Here is a 14,791-nt window from a genome sequence, read left to right on the forward strand (position 1 = left end):
CGGGCACGCGATCGGTCAGGCGGCGACGGCCGGGCCGCTCGGGCCGGTGGTGGTGGCGGTGGCCAGGTCGGCGAGGTCCCGGCGCAGCGCGCCCTCGCCGGCCCGCGCGGCGAGCCCGCCGAAGACCACGGCCAGCAGCCGGCCGTACCGGGCGGTGGGCACACCCTCGTGGCTGACCGTCACCACGGTCCGACCCCGGCCCGGCCGCCGCGCCGGCACCGGAACGAAGGTGTACGTCGTCAGGTAGTCCACGCCGTTGCCCGACGAGCCGACCACGAGTCGCCGGGGCGGTGACGCCTCCTGGACCGTGAACTCCTCGACCATCATGGTCCCGTCCGGCCCGATCCGGCTCTCCCGCCAGACGGTACCGACCCCGAACCAGCCGCCCGTCCCGAACTCGCCGCCCGTTCCGAACTCGGCACCCGTCCCAGGCCCGGTGGTCGACGTGGGCCCGGCGGCCGATCGTCCGCCGCTCGCGGGCGGCGTGGTGGCCCCGCCCGGTGCCGGCGCCCCGGCCGGATCCAGCACCTCGACCTCGTCGACCTGGCAGAGCCATCGGGGGCGGGCGGGCAGGTCGGTGAAGACCCGCCACAGCTCGTCGGCGGGTGCCTCGATCAATCGGCTGAACGCCACCGTCGACATTGGGCACCTCCCCGACACCACGGTACGGCGCGGAAGAGGCCGATCACAGCCCGGACCGCCGCAGAGTGATCAGAACGTGACTGCCCGACGTGCCTCCGCGGCGGTCGGACAGTGTCTGCGGACGAGACTGTCGAGCTGCCCCGCCTGTGCACCCACCGACAACCCCGTCCGGCGGCGGGGGACGGTCCGCCCGCCCCCACGTCTCCGGGTCGGCGCGCCACCGCCCCGTCTGTGCACCCAACTCGACAGGGGGCGAACCAGGTATCCGGGCCGCGGCGCCCTCCGGCGCCGCCTGGGACGGAACGCGCGAACGCCAGTCGGACATGGGCGCGGAATTCCCCGTGACCGCGCGGTCCCGGCAACGCTCGGAACCGCGCGGTTCGATCAGCTCCCGAACGCGCCCGTCCTGGTCGCGGCCACGAACGCCGCCCAACTGGCCGGCTCGAACGACAGCACCGGGTCGGGGTCCTTCGAGTCACGCACGCCGACCACGCCGGGCAGGTTGTCGGCCACCTCGATGCAGAGCCCCTGGTCGTTGGAACGGCTGCTCTTGCGCCAGCGAGCAACTTCCGCGTTGAACATCTTTGTACCCTTTCAAGCCGAATCACACTTGATGACGGGTTTGTCCCCGTCCGGGTAAGTCAACGCGCGATGAGCAATCCTGTTACTCGCCTCGGCCGGTCGATCGCACACTCCGTCCGACCGGCTGTGCGGGACCCGGCTGAACGCCGGCCGGACACCGGCTGTGCGGACCCCGAGCCTCAGTCGGGGCGGGCCGGGGCGATCGTCCCGACGGCCTCACCGAGGCCGACGGTGCTGCCGTCCGGTCCCGGCGCGGTGGCGCCGATACTGACCGTGTCACCGTCGGACAGGAAGGTCCGGGTCGAACCGTCAGAGAGCGTCACGGGCTCCGCCCCGCCCCAGGTCAGTTCGAGGAACGAGCCGACCTGCTCCCGGCGGGGGCCGGAGACCGTGCCGGAGGCGTAGAGATCGCCGGTACGCAGCGCCGCCCCGTTCACCGTCAGGTGCGCGAGCTGCTGGGCCGGCGTCCAGTACATCCCGGCGAACGGCGGCTCGCTGACCCGGGTGCCGTTCCAGTCCACCGTCAGCCGCAGGTCCAGCCCGAGGCGCGGTACGTCCCGCAGGTAGTCCAGCACCGCCGGCTCCTGGGCCGGGGCCGGTACCCAGGCGTCGGCCAGCGCCTCCAGCGGTACCACCCAGGGCGAGACCGAGGTGCAGAACGACTTGCCGAGGAACGGCCCGAGCGGCTGGTACTCCCAGGCCTGGATGTCCCGGGCCGACCAGTCGTTGAGCAGCACCACCCCGAAGACGTGCGCGGCGAAGTCGTCCACCCCGACCCGCTCGCCCAGCGGCGACGGTACGCCGACCACGAAGCCGACCTCGGCCTCGATGTCCAGCCGGGTCGACGGCCCGTACACCGGCCCGTCCGGGGTACCGCGCTGGCCCGTCGGGCGGACCACCGGGGTACCGGAGACCACCACCGTGCCGGCCCGGCCGTGGTAGCCGACCGGCAGGTGCCGCCAGTTCGGCAGCAGCGCCCGCCCGTCCGGCCGGAAGATCTTCCCGACGTTGCTGGCGTGGTGCTCCGAGGAATAGAAGTCGACGTAGTCGGCGACCTCGAACGGCAGCACCAGCTCCACCCGGTCGAGCGGGACCAGCAGCGGGGTCACGGCCGCCCGGTGCCGCTCGTCGGTCAGCAGCCCCACGATCCTGGCCCGGACGGTGGTCCACTGCGCCCGGCCGAGTGCCAGGAACGCGTTCAGGGTCGGCTGCCGCAGCGCGCCGCCGGCCAGTACCAGCCCGGCCGCCTCCGCGCCGTCGAGGTCGAGGACGAGATCCCCGACCCGTACGCCGATCCGGGGCGCCCGCCCCGCCGACCGGAAGACTCCGTACGGCAGGTTGTGCACCCCGTACGCCGATCCCGCCGCCTCCGCCACCCAGGTCACGCGCGCTCCCTCACTGTCACGACTCGAAGCCTCCGTTCACCAGTCCCAGCCGGACCAGGTCGATCAGCGGTTCCAGCACGCTGCACGAGCCGAACCCGATCCAGAGCGGACGGTTCTGCTCCCGCCGGGACCGGGCCGCCTCGACCAGCGGCAGCGGGTCGGTCGCGGCCAGCGTCTCGGCCACCTCGGCCACCTCGGCGCCGGAGCAGGCCACGGCGGTACCGGCCAGGATGTTGACGAAGCCGTGGTGGGTGAAGCCGGTCTCCGGGTCGATGTGCCGGATCGCGTGGTGCAGCCCGGCGGTGAGCTTGAACGGCAGTTCCCGGTCCCGGCAGGCGCCGATCACCGCGGCCAGCTCGACCGGGGTGGGGAAGAGTTCGGCGGCCAGCCCGCCGGTGCGGAACTTGGCCGCGATCCGCTTGCCGGCGGCCCGTTCGTCGGCGAGCCGGTCGAGCGCGCCGAGCAGCCCCCAGGTGAGCGGGATCTCGGCGTAGACGTCGGCGTCGTCCAGGTGGGCGGGGAGCCGGGCGAGGGCGGCGAGCCCGGGCAGCGGGTCCTCGCCCCGCTTGGCCACCGCCATCTCGACCTGGCGGATCCGGATCCGCGGGTCGGTGCGGTCGCGCAGCGGGTACAGCTCCGCCACGGGTACATCGCCGATCACGCCGACGTCGATCGGCTCGTCGTCGCCGAGCAGGGCCGGCAGCTCGGGCAACGCCGAGGCCGGCAGCAGCAGGGGACCGACCAGCGGGGCGTACCAGGCGCCCCGGTGCCGGCGGTGCGCGGCGACCGCCTCGGGCAGCGTGGCGCTGCCGGGCGGGAAGACGGCGGCGTCGTCGACCAGCCCGGCGAAGAGCCGGGGTAGCTGCGTTGACACGAACAGAGAACTTACGGGACGCTACGACTAGCGGACAACACCGTCCGATTATCGGACGTTCTCGGCCGGTGACTGGGACAAAAGGGAGGCGATCATGCCGTACTACCGCAGCGTCGGCGAGGTTCCCCGGAAGCGCCACACCCAGTTCCGGCAGCCCGACGGCAGCCTCTACGCCGAGGAGCTGATGGGGCAGGAGGGCTTCTCCTCCGACTCGTCGCTGCTCTACCACCGCTATCTGCCGACCGCGATCGTCGCCGCCGAGGAGTTCACCCCGCCGGCCTGGCAGCGGGTACCGAACCTGCCGCTCAAGCCCCGCCACCTGCGTACCCACAAGCTCGACGGCGGTGCCGGCGCCGATGCGATCCTCGGCCGGCAGCACCTGCTGGCCAACGACGACGTACGGATCTCGTACGTCGTCGCCGACCAGCCCTCCCCGCTCTACCGCAACGCGGTCGGCGACGAGTGCCTCTACGTCGAGTCCGGCGCCGCCCGGGTCGAGTCCAGCTTCGGGGTACTCGGGGTGACCGCCGGCGACTACGTGATCATCCCGACCTCGGTGGTCTACCGGATCGTGCCGGTCGCCCCTGAGCCGCTGCGGATGCTCGCCATCTCCGCGTCCGGGCACATCGGCCCGCCCAAGCGCTACCTCTCGGTACGCGGCCAGTTCCTCGAACACTCCCCCTACTGCGAGCGGGACGTACGCGGCCCGGAGGCGCCGCTACTGGTCGAGGAGACCGACGTCGAGGTCTACGTCCAGCACCGCCGGGGCTGGACCCGGCACGTGTACGCCAACCACCCGTTCGACGTGGTCGGCTGGGACGGCCACCTCTACCCGTGGGCGTTCTCCATCCACGACTTCGAGCCGATCACCGGCCGGCTCCACCAGCCCCCGCCGGTGCACCAGACCTTCCAGGGCCCGAACTTCGTGATCTGCTCCTTCGTGCCTCGCAAGGTCGACTACCACCCGCTGGCGATTCCGGTGCCGTACAACCACCACAACGTCGACTCCGACGAGATGCTCTTCTACACCGGCGGCAACTACGAGGCGCGGCGCGGCTCCGGGATCGAGCAGGGCTCCATCTCGCTGCACCCGGCCGGTTTCACCCACGGCCCGCAGCCCGGCGCCCCGGAGCGGGCGATCGGGGCGGAGAGCTTCGACGAACTGGCCGTCATGGTCGACACCTTCCGCCCGCTCGACCTCTGCGGTCCGGCACTGTCCTGCGAGGACACCGGGTACGCCTGGACCTGGTCCGGCCGTACCACCGGCTGAGCCCTGGCGCGGCGGCGGCCCCGTCACCGGCGTGCCTCGACCAGGGGCCGGAGCTTGCGTTGGAAGGCCGTCTCGTCGATGCCCCGGGCCAGCTTCCGGTTGTAGTTCATCCGAAACGGGCAGCTATCCTCGGCGCCCTGCCGCCCCGGCACGGTGAACTCACTGACCACCTTGCCGCTGCGTGCCTCCCGCACCGTCACGCGGTAGACGCTCTCGAACAGGTCGAAGGTGAACGGCCTGCCGCCGCCGAGCAGCGCCTGTTCACTCGCGTAGTTGCAGGTGACGTCCTGCCGCGAGTCCCGGGTCGCCGCCACCCGTACGCAGACCAGGAGCTGGACCTGGTCGAGGTTCCGTTCCGAGGTGCCCGGCTCGTACCGGGGTTCCCAGGCCCTGGGCAGCAGGATCTCGGCGTACTCCATCTCCTTCTCGTCGGAGTACCCGACCATCGCCATCAGGTGCGGGCCCCGGCCCGCGAAGGGTCGGGAGGTGAGGTTGTAGACGTAGAGCTTCGGCGACCGGCACGGGTCGACAGAATCCTCGCTGCGGGTCGACGTCGGACCGGACGGCGCCGGCAGGGGTGGGAGCTGCCCGGAGGACGGCGGGCCGCCGGGCCGATCCGGCGGCCAGGTGCACGGTCCGGTCAATCCGACGGTGAACTTCCCACTGTCCCGAGCCATCTCCATGAGCAACTCGGTGCCGTCGTCGTGCTCGCCGGTGATCTCCTGGACGTCGGCGGGCGTGTCGACCCGCCACCGCTTGGTACGTTCACCAAAACCCTCGCGGATCATCCACGTGTCCACGTCGTCGAGGTACTTCCCGGCCCTCTCGCCGGCGGAGACCGTCAGCTCCGCTCGCGGCCGGACACCCCAGGTCGGGCCGCCCCCGGGAAGGTCGCCGCACCCCACCGTGCGGGATCGGGTCGGCGCGGTCGCCTGCGCCTCGGGTTCCAGCGCCCCGTTCACGGCGCGGGACAGATGCTCGGTGAGTCGCTGTTCGACCTCCTGGGCGGTGACCTTGGGCGCCGGGGGTTCCGGCCCGGTCTCCTCCGTACAGCCGGCGAGCACCAGCACCCCGCATACCGTCACACCGAGCCGGCGACCCCACCGCTGGGTCCACTGCGGAGCCATCGCACCCCCGATCGTCCGGTCGGCACGGGCGAGCCGAAAAGAAGTGGGATGTTCTGTACTGTCCCGGACTCTACCTGTTCAGCCACGCCGTCCGAACGGATCATGCCGTCAGTCTCGGTCGGGCGACCAGCCGAAGAGCACCGCCAGCTCGGTCGCGGCGGTAGCGGCGATCGCCAGTACCAGCGGCCACGGGGCGCCGAGGATCGCGTAGAGCAGGATCAGGCAGGGCCCGGCGATCACGCCGTAGACGGCGAAGGCGAGCAGCCGGTCGGAACGGATCAGGTCGGGCAGTCGTCCCCGGCCCAGGTTCGGCACCCGCTTGGCGAACCGCCAGACCAGGATGCCGCCGGTCACCGCCGCGAGTCCGGCCCAGAGCCGGGACGACACCGGGTTCGCCGCCGCCAGGCAGGCCACCAGCACCGACACCACGATGGTGTAGCCGGCGCCGTACATCAGGAGTTGGCGCAGTCCGCCGCCGATCGCCCGGGCGCCGTCCCGGCTGGTCGGCTCCAGTGCCGCCGCGTCCGCGAGGTGTTCCAGCGCCTCCGAGTAGCGCCGCTGCTCCAGCCGGATCACTCCGATGTTGTGCTGGGCCGCCGCCAGCTCGGGGTCGAGCCGCAGCGCCTCCCGGTACGCCCGCTCGGCCAGGTCGAACATCTGCATCCTGGCCGCCACCAGGCCCAGCACCAGGTGTGCCTGCGGATCCTCCGGCGCCAGCTCGACACCACGCCACGCGGCGTTCAGCGCCTGCTGTCCGTTACGCGACTCACCCAGGATCGCCGCCGCACTGCGCTGGGCGTACGCGTCGTCCGGCCCGAGCGCGAGGATCTCGTCGGCCGTCGCCGCCGCTTCCTTGAACCGGCGCAGGTCGGCCAGGGCATGTCCCCGGATCACCAGCGGATGGATCAGCTCCGGGGCGGCGGCCACGGCCGAGTCGGCGGCACTCAGCGCCTCCTCCGGCTTCTCGGCCGCGAGCTTGACCATCGCGAGCATGACCAGCGCACGCACGTTCGACGGGTCGAGCGCGATCGCGAACCCGACTTCGGCGGCAGCTTCGTCGTACCGGCCGAGTTCGGCGAGCAGTTCGGCGCGCTGGACGTACCCTTCGGCGGAGGAGGACTGGTCGGAATCGGCGTCGCTGGACACGGGCCGAGCCTATCCGGCACTGTCCCGCCCGATCTCCACGCCCGACCCGCCGAACACGCACTCCCCGGGCAGTTGACGGGCCGCCACCGGCCAGTTGACCGACGACCCGCCGAATGCCCACTCCCCATGCCGCCCGATGCGCGGTACCGTAGACGGGACCAAGCCTGGCGCTCCCCCCGTGGCGTCAGGCTTGGTCCCTTAACGCCCCCGGTTACCTGGTCGGACGGCTTCCCGCACCCGAGCCCGCCTCGGCTTCCGCGCTCGCGAAACCTAGTTCGGGGACGCCAGGGTCATTCCCTTGTCAACGACGGTGGTGGTGCCGGCGGGTTGTCTGCCTGGCATGAAGGTGAGTTCGGGGATGACCAGGGCCTTGACCACCTCGCCGCCGTTGGTGAACACGGCCGCGCGCCGGAGACCATCAGCCGGCTGCCGGGCTCCAGTACGGCCGCGCCGACGTCGCCGTTGACCTCGCTGGCCGTCGCGCCCTCGTAGTAGCAGTAGACGGCGTCCCAGTCGAACGAGGTCAGCGTGCGCAGCGGCGCGGAGCCGCCACTGGCCCGCAACTCGGCGAACCTGGCATCGAGGTCCTCGTCGAACTGCGGTGTCATCGTCCGGCTCTCCTTCGCACAGCCCGCCACGGCGGAAACCGGCAGCAGCACCAGTGCCGCCACCAACATCGTCCGCCTGCGGATCACGATCCGGTCTTCTTCTGCGGCTGGGGATGCCCCGGCAGGGTCGTGTTGGCTGGCTGGCCCGTGTCCGGGATGGTGAGCTTCCAGTACGCGTGCCGGAACGCGTCGTTGTGGTCGTCGTTCCGGTCCGGGGAGGCGAAACGCGCGTCCGCCACCGCGAACGCCTCGTCGTGGATGTCCTTGAACTTCTGTAGCCCCAGCAGGCCGCGCGTCTGCTGCAACTCCCGCAGGATCCCCGCCTCGGACGCCGTGAGCCGGCGCTGGTCCACGACCCAGCTCAACGGCGGATCGGGGAACTTGTCCCGGTTGGGGTCCTCCACGACCTGGTACTCGGCCATCACCGCCGCGCCGGGCCGGCGGGCGTTGGGGTCGGTAGCGGGCTGGTGGAAGGTCGGCTTCCTTCAGGCGGCGGTCGAACAGCTCCCGTCCGGTGCCGGCCCACCTGGTCCCGCGTTTGCCCCGCTCCACTGTCGGCAGGGCCGATTCGATCAGCCGGACGACGCGCGTGAAGTCCTCGGCCGCCATGTCGACCAGGTGCGGCTTCATCGCCTCGATGTACCTGACCTCCGCGCGGTACGCCACGGCGTCACGTCCGTCGGAAGGTGGAGTTGGTGATGAAGGAGTCGACCTTCTGCTGGATCGACGCGTCGGCGTTGACGTAGCCGCCGGCCGCGACCTTGAGCTTCGTCGACAGTGCCGACAGCAACGCCACCACGTCCTGGTACTGGTCGTGCGCGTAGTCGGCGAAGACCCTGGTCCGGTCGGCCACCTCTTCGCGCGCGTTCGGGGTCGCGACCCGGCCCGACAGGGTCAGCTCCGGCCGCCCGGCCTGGAGCAGGCCCGCCAACTCGATCAGCGTGTTCGCGTTTCCGTCCAGCGACTTGGGTTTCACATAGGTCACGGCACCCACCCACGACGTCGGCGGCCCATCGAAGGTGATGGTAGTTACCCGTCACAACAGAATCCACGGTGCGCCACCAGGAACGGCGGGGGCGCCCGGCTCAGGACCGCCGGTGGATGAGCGCGACGGCGATGCCGGCCAGCCCCTCGCCCCGGCCGGTGAGCCCCAGACCGTCGGTGGTGGTGCCGGAGACCGTGACCGGGGCGCCGACCGCCGCCGTCAGCGCCCGCTGCGCCTCGTCGCGGCGGGGACCGATCTTCGGGCGTACCCCGATCACCTGGATCGAGACGTTGCCGATCTCGAAGCCGGCGGCCCGGACCCGGCGGGCGGTCTCGGCCAGCAGCGCCACCCCGGCGGCGCCGGCCCACTCCGGCTCGGCCACCCCGAAGTTGCTGCCCAGGTCGCCCAGGCCGGCGGCGGAGAGCAGCGCATCGCACGCGGCGTGCGCGGCGACGTCACCGTCGGAGTGCCCGGCCAGTCCGTCCACGCCGGGCCAGTGCAGGCCGGCCACCCAGCAGGCCCGGCCCGCCTTGAACCCGTGCACGTCGGTACCGACACCGACCAGGGGAAGGATCACGTGCGAAAGCGTAGGCGATCAGTGGTGCCCGGCGAGCGGCACGGCGCCCAGCAGGTGCTCGGCCAGGGCCAGGTCGAACGGGCGGGTGATCTTCAGCGCGTATTCCGAGCCGGGGACGCAGGCGACGCGTACCCCCTGTTTCTCGACCAGGCCCGCGTCGTCGGTCAGCGGATCGACGGCGGCGGCGTGCGCGGCGGCGAGCACCGCCCGCCGGAAGCCCTGCGGCGTCTGTACGGCCCGCAGCGCGGACCGGTCCACCGTGCCGAGCACCACACCGGCGGCCGAGACCTCCTTGACCGTGTCGACCACCGGGAGCACCGGGATCACGGCGTCCTCGCCGCCGCGGACCGCCTCGGCCACCGACTCGACCAGGGCGGTCGGGGTCAGCGCCCGGGCCGCGTCGTGCACCAGGACGATCTCCGGCCCGGCCGGCACCGCCGCCAGCGCGGCGGCGACCGACTCCTGCCGGGTGGCTCCGCCGGTCACCACGGTCAACTCGGCGACGGAGGCGAGCAGTTCCCGGACGGCGTCCTCGTCGCCCGGCGGCGCCGCCACCGCGATGGTGTGCACGGAGGGTGCGGCGGCGATCCGCCGCACGGCGTGCACCAGCAGCGGTTCGCCACCGATCCGGCGGAGCGCCTTGGGGCCGCCCGGCCCGAGCCGCACGCCGGCACCCGCAGCCGGAACGAGGACCGCGACGTCACCGCGCGGATTGAGCTGCGCGGTCACGTCGCGGTCCTCGGACTTTCTTCGGGGTACTTCGCGGGCACCGGCGGAAAGTGCCAGCGTGGGGGCTATGCCTCGGTGAGCACCTTGTCGAGCAGAGTTTCCGCTTCGTCCTTGGTGCTCTTTTCGGCGAGTGCGACCTCACCGACGAGGATGTCGCGGGCCTTGGCGAGCATTCGCTTCTCGCCCGCCGACAGACCCCGCTCCCGCTCCCGGCGCCAGAGGTCGCGGACAACCTCAGCCACCTTGAGGGGGTTACCGGAGGCGAGCTTCTCCAGATTTGCCTTGTAACGCCGCGACCAGTTGGTCGGCTCCTCGGTGTGCGGGGCACGGAGGACATCGAAGACCTTGCCCAGGCCCTCTTCGCCGACCACTTCGCGCACGCCCACGATCTCGGCATTCTCGGCGGGCACCCGGACCGTCAGATCACCCTGAGCGACCCTGAGGACGAGGTACTGCTTGGGCTCGCCCTTGATGACCCGAGTCTCGATTGCCTCGATGAGTGCGGCCCCGTGGTGGGGGTAAACAACGGTCTCGCCGACACTGAAAACCATAGGTTCGAAACCCCTTTCGCTGTGTCTAGGGTAACACGCTCAGGCACCGATGTCCCACCGCAGTCCTGACCGTTAGCGCAGCTCAGAGGCCCTGTGAGAGGTCTTTCTTCGGCTTGACACGGCAGCGATCCATGGATTTAGGCACACTGCGTGACACACGGATCACCGGCCGACAAGGCGGATCGGAAAAATCGGATGTAGGGCGTTGCGGTCCCACCAGCATATCTCTTCGGCACACGGCACCGCCGCCCACTGGCGGTACGACCCCCGGTGGGGGAGGCTGGAGCGGAGCCCGATTCACACCTCAGGTGAGCAGCCAGGGGGTGCGCCATGAGCACGTCGGCGGACGGCGACGGCCGCCCGGACAACGGCCCGTTCGACGGCGTGCCCGACCTACCCGCCGACTGGGGCCGGATCGTCATCCCCGACGATCCCGCCGAGCTGGCGGCCGAAGCCGCGCAGGTGCGCCGCGAGCTGCGGCTACAGGTCCGCCGCGACGGATGGCGCAGGCGGCTCGGGTTGCCCACCACCACCGCCGGCCCCGCCCCGCTGCGCCTCTCCCTGCTGATCATGTCTGTCGCCCTGCTGGCCACCCTGACCAGCCTCTTCGCCATCACCTGGCCCAGCCCGCACCGGCCGGTCACCACCGGCCGGAGCACCCCCGGCAACCCGGCCACCTCGACGAACCCGGGCAGCCCGACGGCCGCCGCAGGGCAGTCCCTGCCCGCACTCGACCTGGTGGGCGAGAACGGCCGGGTGGTCCCGCTGCGGAGCCTGCTGCCCGCCGTGATCATCCTGATCGACGGCTGCGCCTGCGACGATCATCTCGACGCCGCCGTCCGGGCCGTACCGCCCGGAGTCACCGTGGTGGCGGTCAGCACCCGCCGGACCGAACCCGGCACCCGGACCATGCCACCGCCCGGCGGCGGGGTGCCGCGCTTCCTGACCGACCCGACCTCCGAGCTGCGGACCGCGCTGCGCCTGGGTACCGGGGAGGGCAGACCCGCCGCCGTACTGACCAGCCGGTCCGGGCAGCTCCTCCGGACCGTGCCGGAACTCAGCTCACCGGGTGACTACCAGGCCGACCTGCCCCGCCTGCTGACCGCCGCCTGAGCCGCCCACCCGAACCGGCCCGAGCCGGCAGCGTCACGATCCCCCGTCAGGCGCGTCACGATCCCGGTCAGGACAGCGCCACCACCTGGAGGGCGATCTCCACGTGCCGGTGGTTCAGCCGCCGGGCGCCAATCGACAGCTCGTCACCGGCCGCGACGAGCTGCACACTGCCGAACGGTCCCGGGCAGCTCACCGACTTCGACCAGCTCCCCGTCACCCCCCGGAGCACCCGGATGTGCAGCTCGCCCGGGCTGAGGCAGACGTACTGGAGCAGGTAGCGGCCAGCCGGCCGGGTATCGATCGACCAGGTGACGAACCGGCGCTGGTTCAGCGTCGCCGTCTCCCGCCAGACCGTGTCCGGAAAACGCGGCAGGCTCTGCCCGCCCGCACTTCCACTCCGCTCGCCGGCCAGGTCCGCCCCACCGATCCCGGGCGCCACCTCCGGTGCGCCGACCCGGGTCTGCCCCGGCCGGGCCGGCTCCGGTGCCGACCGGACCGACCACCAGCCGCCGATCCCGACCAGCAGCACCGCTGCCATCGTCAACGCCACCCTGCGCACCGGTCGCCTCCTCCTGCCGGTCCGGCGGAGATCTCTCTAGGAGCCACCCCGGCCGACCTCGTGGGCCGGCCGCGTGCCGTCCGCCCGCGCCGCCCCGGGCCGCCGGTCCAGCAGTGCCGCGTAGAGGGTCAGCCCGGGTCCGAATGCGAGCATCACCACGGTACGGGGTGGAACGGCGGCCCGCCGAAGTCGTTCCAGGATGAGCAGGGACGTCGGCGACGAACAGTTGCCGGACTCGTCGAGTACCGCCCGGGAGGCGGCCATCGCCTCCGGCGGCAGGCCGAGTTCCGTCTCCACCACGTTGAGGATCCGGGGGCCGCCCGGGTGCACCGCCCAGCCGTCCACCTCCGAGATCCGCCGGCCGTGCCGGGCCAGCAGGTCGGTGACCAGGTCACGGACGTGCGCCGCGAGTACCTGCGGCACCTTCGGCGACAGTCCCATCCGGAAGCCGGTGTCGGTCAGCTCCCAGGTCATGTGGTCGGCCGTCGAGGTGTCGGTGACGGCGGTGACCTCGCGGACGGCGTACCCGGGACGGTTGCCCGGGGCGACCACGACGGCGACGGCGGCGTCGGAGAAGAGCGCGTGCGAGATGATCTGCTGGGTATCCATCCGGGCCGTCGACGGCTGGATGTGCAGGCTGGTCAGTTCGGCGCAGAGCAGCAGCGCCGGGCGGCCCCGGGCGGTGACGAAGTCGTTCGCGGCGGCCAGCCCGGGCAGCGCCGCGTAACAGCCCATGTGGCCGACGAACATCCGCTGGGTGTCCGGGGCCATTCCCATGTCCCGGGCCAGCAGGATGTCCAGCCCCGGAGTGGCGTACCCGGTGCAGGAGCAGACCACGAAGAGGCCGATCTCCCCGGCCGACAGGCCGGCGTCGGTCAGCGCCCGGCCGACCGCCTCCTTGCCCAGCGGCAGCGCCTCTATCTGGTACCGACGCATCCGACGCTCGGTCGGCCAGTCCGAGACGTCCTCCAGCAGCGGATTCACCGCCGCCTGCCGGTGCCGTACCCCGGAGTTGGCGAAGATCCGCTCGGCGAGCGCCCGGGTGGCCCCGGAGAAGTGCCCCGCGAAGAAGCCCGCCCACAGCTCCTGCTGGCTGGCCGTGGGCGGCAGCGCGACACCCACGCCGACGATCACCCCTGAGCCGTCCCGCCCGCTTCCGCTTCCCATGCCGTCCTCCGATCGCGACACCGTGCACCCCTGCACGCTCTACGCGCCCACCGAGCCCAACCCCCGAGCGTGACCTCGGGACTCGCATCGAGGCGAACGCGCCCGATCGCGGTACGGCCCGACCCGACCTGTGGTGGCCGGGCGGCCGGCTCGCGCACCATCAGTACCCACTGAACCTTTTCCAACCTCCCCTTGCGGCCCGGCGGACCGCAAGTCGGACGCGGTGCGTGAGCGCCGCGCGGTTCAGGTGGAAAGAGGCGCAATCACCGGCCGCCTCACCACCTGGGGATCGCGGCGTCCCGGTCCGGGTCGCCGCCGAGCGCGGCGATGCCGAGCCAGTCCGCGCAGACGTCCGAGGTCGCCGGGTGCAGCGACCCGCACCGGGCGTCCCGGTAGAGGCGCTCGAGCGGATGGCCGCGCCGGGTCGCCGAGGTGCCGGCCGCCTCCACCATCGAGGCCGCCACCTCGGCCGCGGTCGTCCCGGCCAGCAGCTTCGCCCGCCACACCCAGCGGTTCGTCTCGGCGTCGCCCGGTGCCTCGTCGACCCGGCGGGCCGCCTCGGTCACCACCAGCCGGGCGGCGGCGGTGGCCGCGTCGGCCCGGCCGACCCGGGCGCGTACCGCCGGCAGGCCGTCCAGCCCGCGTGCGGTGAGGTGCTCGACGGCGGCGTCGATCGCCGCCCGGGCCACCCCGACGTAGACGGCCGCGTAGCTGGCCACCAGCCAGTGCGGCATGAGCTGGGCGACCACCAGGGCCAGCCCCTCCACCCCGCCGAGCAGCCGGTCGGTCGGCACGGTCACGTCCAGGTGCAGGTCGTGCGAGGCGGTGGCCCGCATCCCGAGCGCGTCCCAGGTCGGCTCGACGTGCAGCCCGTCCGGCTCGGCCGGGACCAGGAACTGCGACACCACCGACTGGTCGGCGACGCTGCGGGCGGCCACCAGATAGGCGTCGGCGTGCCCCGCCCCGGAGCAGAAGGTCTTGGCCCCCTTGATGTGGTAGCCGCCGTCCACCGGCTCGTACGTCGTGGTGAGCCTCGACAGCCGGGAGCCGGCCCCGCGCTCGCTCATCGCCACCGCGTACCAGGCGCCGGCAGCCGCCTCGGCGAGCAGCCGGTCCCGGGCCGCCAGCGCCTCGGACGGTACGCCGAGCGCCTCGGCCAGCTCTTCGGTCAGCGCGCCGAGCGCACCGGTCACCGAGGCGTGCATGTTGAACACCAGGGCCGTCGCGCCGTTGCCCCGGGCCAGTTCGGTGGCGACCGCCGCGTACCCGGCGAAGCTGGCCCCGAGACCGCCCAGCCTCGGCGGGACCATCAACCCGAGGAGCCCGGCCGACCGCAGGTCGGCGAAGTCCTCGACCGGGAACGTGCCGTCCCGGTCGTGTTCGGCCGCCCGGGCGGCGAATCTCGGCGCCACCCGGCGTGCGGCTGCGAGCGCGTCCACCGTCATATGTGTCCCTCCCGCACCGGCCGGGCGGCCG

The 14,791-nt window shown here is 72.5% G+C and carries 17 protein-coding genes; 2 read left to right on the forward strand and 15 right to left on the reverse strand.

All coding sequences use genetic code 11. The annotated features are described in order from the left end of the window. Positions 1-15 precede the first annotated feature (15 nt). From R6Y94_RS16770 to R6Y94_RS16785, 4 genes are all read right to left on the reverse strand, one after another. Positions 16-642: an SRPBCC family protein gene (locus R6Y94_RS16770; protein WP_318396791.1), complete on the reverse strand. Its 627-nt coding sequence runs from the start codon at positions 640-642 to the stop codon at positions 16-18. Positions 643-1,026: 384 nt separating this feature from the next. Continuing rightward, positions 1,027-1,224 carry a DUF397 domain-containing protein gene (locus R6Y94_RS16775; protein WP_318396792.1) on the reverse strand — a complete coding sequence of 66 codons (198 nt, stop codon included), beginning with the start codon at positions 1,222-1,224 and terminating at the stop codon, positions 1,027-1,029. A gap of 179 nt (positions 1,225-1,403) precedes the next feature. Next, entirely contained in the window at positions 1,404-2,609 is a 1,206-nt protein-coding gene (gene fahA, locus R6Y94_RS16780) for a fumarylacetoacetase (protein WP_318396793.1), read from the reverse strand. A gap of 16 nt (positions 2,610-2,625) precedes the next feature. After that, positions 2,626-3,483 carry a hypothetical protein gene (locus tag R6Y94_RS16785; RefSeq protein ID WP_318396794.1) on the reverse strand — a complete coding sequence of 286 codons (858 nt, stop codon included), beginning with the start codon at positions 3,481-3,483 and terminating at the stop codon, positions 2,626-2,628. 94 nt (positions 3,484-3,577) lie between these two features. On the opposite strand from R6Y94_RS16785, the gene R6Y94_RS16790 reads away from it, so the two are divergent. Further along, on the forward strand, positions 3,578-4,753 hold the full coding sequence (locus R6Y94_RS16790) for a homogentisate 1,2-dioxygenase (RefSeq protein WP_318396795.1): 1,176 nt from the start codon (positions 3,578-3,580) through the stop codon (positions 4,751-4,753). 23 nt (positions 4,754-4,776) lie between these two features. Here R6Y94_RS16790 and R6Y94_RS16795 read toward each other — a convergent pair whose 3' ends face one another. The 8 genes from R6Y94_RS16795 to R6Y94_RS16830 form a co-directional block, all read right to left on the reverse strand. After that, positions 4,777-5,880, reverse strand: coding sequence for a hypothetical protein (locus tag R6Y94_RS16795; protein ID WP_318396796.1), 1,104 nt, complete (start codon positions 5,878-5,880; stop codon positions 4,777-4,779). Positions 5,881-5,988: 108 nt separating this feature from the next. Next, entirely contained in the window at positions 5,989-7,026 is a 1,038-nt protein-coding gene (locus R6Y94_RS16800; protein WP_318396797.1) for a tetratricopeptide repeat protein, read from the reverse strand. Positions 7,027-7,316: 290 nt separating this feature from the next. Further along, on the reverse strand, positions 7,317-7,721 hold the full coding sequence (locus R6Y94_RS16805; RefSeq protein WP_318396798.1) for a hypothetical protein: 405 nt from the start codon (positions 7,719-7,721) through the stop codon (positions 7,317-7,319). Then, a complete protein-coding gene (locus R6Y94_RS16810) occupies positions 7,718-8,056 on the reverse strand; it encodes a DUF6973 domain-containing protein (RefSeq protein WP_318396799.1) in 339 nt (112 codons plus the stop codon). The genes R6Y94_RS16805 and R6Y94_RS16810 overlap by 4 nt, the downstream gene beginning before the upstream one ends. Before the next feature lie 248 nt (positions 8,057-8,304). Beyond that, positions 8,305-8,619, reverse strand: a complete 315-nt coding sequence (locus tag R6Y94_RS16815; protein ID WP_318396800.1) for a hypothetical protein — start codon at positions 8,617-8,619, stop codon at positions 8,305-8,307. Positions 8,620-8,719: 100 nt separating this feature from the next. Beyond that, positions 8,720-9,196 (reverse strand): 2-C-methyl-D-erythritol 2,4-cyclodiphosphate synthase, encoded by a 477-nt coding sequence (ispF, locus tag R6Y94_RS16820; protein WP_318396801.1) that lies wholly within the window; start codon positions 9,194-9,196, stop codon positions 8,720-8,722. Positions 9,197-9,214: 18 nt separating this feature from the next. After that, on the reverse strand, positions 9,215-9,925 hold the full coding sequence (gene ispD / locus R6Y94_RS16825; protein ID WP_318396802.1) for a 2-C-methyl-D-erythritol 4-phosphate cytidylyltransferase: 711 nt from the start codon (positions 9,923-9,925) through the stop codon (positions 9,215-9,217). Positions 9,926-9,990: 65 nt separating this feature from the next. Then, positions 9,991-10,476: a CarD family transcriptional regulator gene (locus R6Y94_RS16830; protein ID WP_007073334.1), complete on the reverse strand. Its 486-nt coding sequence runs from the start codon at positions 10,474-10,476 to the stop codon at positions 9,991-9,993. A 330-nt stretch (positions 10,477-10,806) separates the two neighbouring features. Here R6Y94_RS16830 and R6Y94_RS16835 point away from each other — a divergent pair, with 330 nt between their 5' ends. Beyond that, positions 10,807-11,589 (forward strand): hypothetical protein, encoded by a 783-nt coding sequence (locus tag R6Y94_RS16835; protein ID WP_318396803.1) that lies wholly within the window; start codon positions 10,807-10,809, stop codon positions 11,587-11,589. A 67-nt stretch (positions 11,590-11,656) separates the two neighbouring features. Here the strand turns inward: R6Y94_RS16835 and R6Y94_RS16840 are convergent, their stop codons facing one another. The 3 genes from R6Y94_RS16840 to R6Y94_RS16850 all read right to left on the reverse strand — a co-directional run bounded on the left by R6Y94_RS16840 (position 11,657) and on the right by R6Y94_RS16850 (position 14,760). Beyond that, the gene (locus tag R6Y94_RS16840) at positions 11,657-12,148 is read right to left on the reverse strand and encodes a hypothetical protein (RefSeq protein WP_318396804.1); all 492 of its coding nucleotides are present in this window, start codon (positions 12,146-12,148) and stop codon (positions 11,657-11,659) included. Between the two features lie 36 nt (positions 12,149-12,184). Next, positions 12,185-13,315 (reverse strand): type III polyketide synthase, encoded by a 1,131-nt coding sequence (locus R6Y94_RS16845; RefSeq protein ID WP_318396805.1) that lies wholly within the window; start codon positions 13,313-13,315, stop codon positions 12,185-12,187. A gap of 275 nt (positions 13,316-13,590) precedes the next feature. Continuing rightward, on the reverse strand, positions 13,591-14,760 hold the full coding sequence (locus tag R6Y94_RS16850) for an acyl-CoA dehydrogenase family protein (protein WP_318396806.1): 1,170 nt from the start codon (positions 14,758-14,760) through the stop codon (positions 13,591-13,593). Between the last annotated feature and the right edge of the window lie 31 nt (positions 14,761-14,791).

The sequence above is a fragment of the Plantactinospora sp. KLBMP9567 genome (assembly GCF_033446045.1).
In the GTDB taxonomy this organism is placed as follows: Bacteria; Actinomycetota; Actinomycetes; order Mycobacteriales; family Micromonosporaceae; genus Plantactinospora.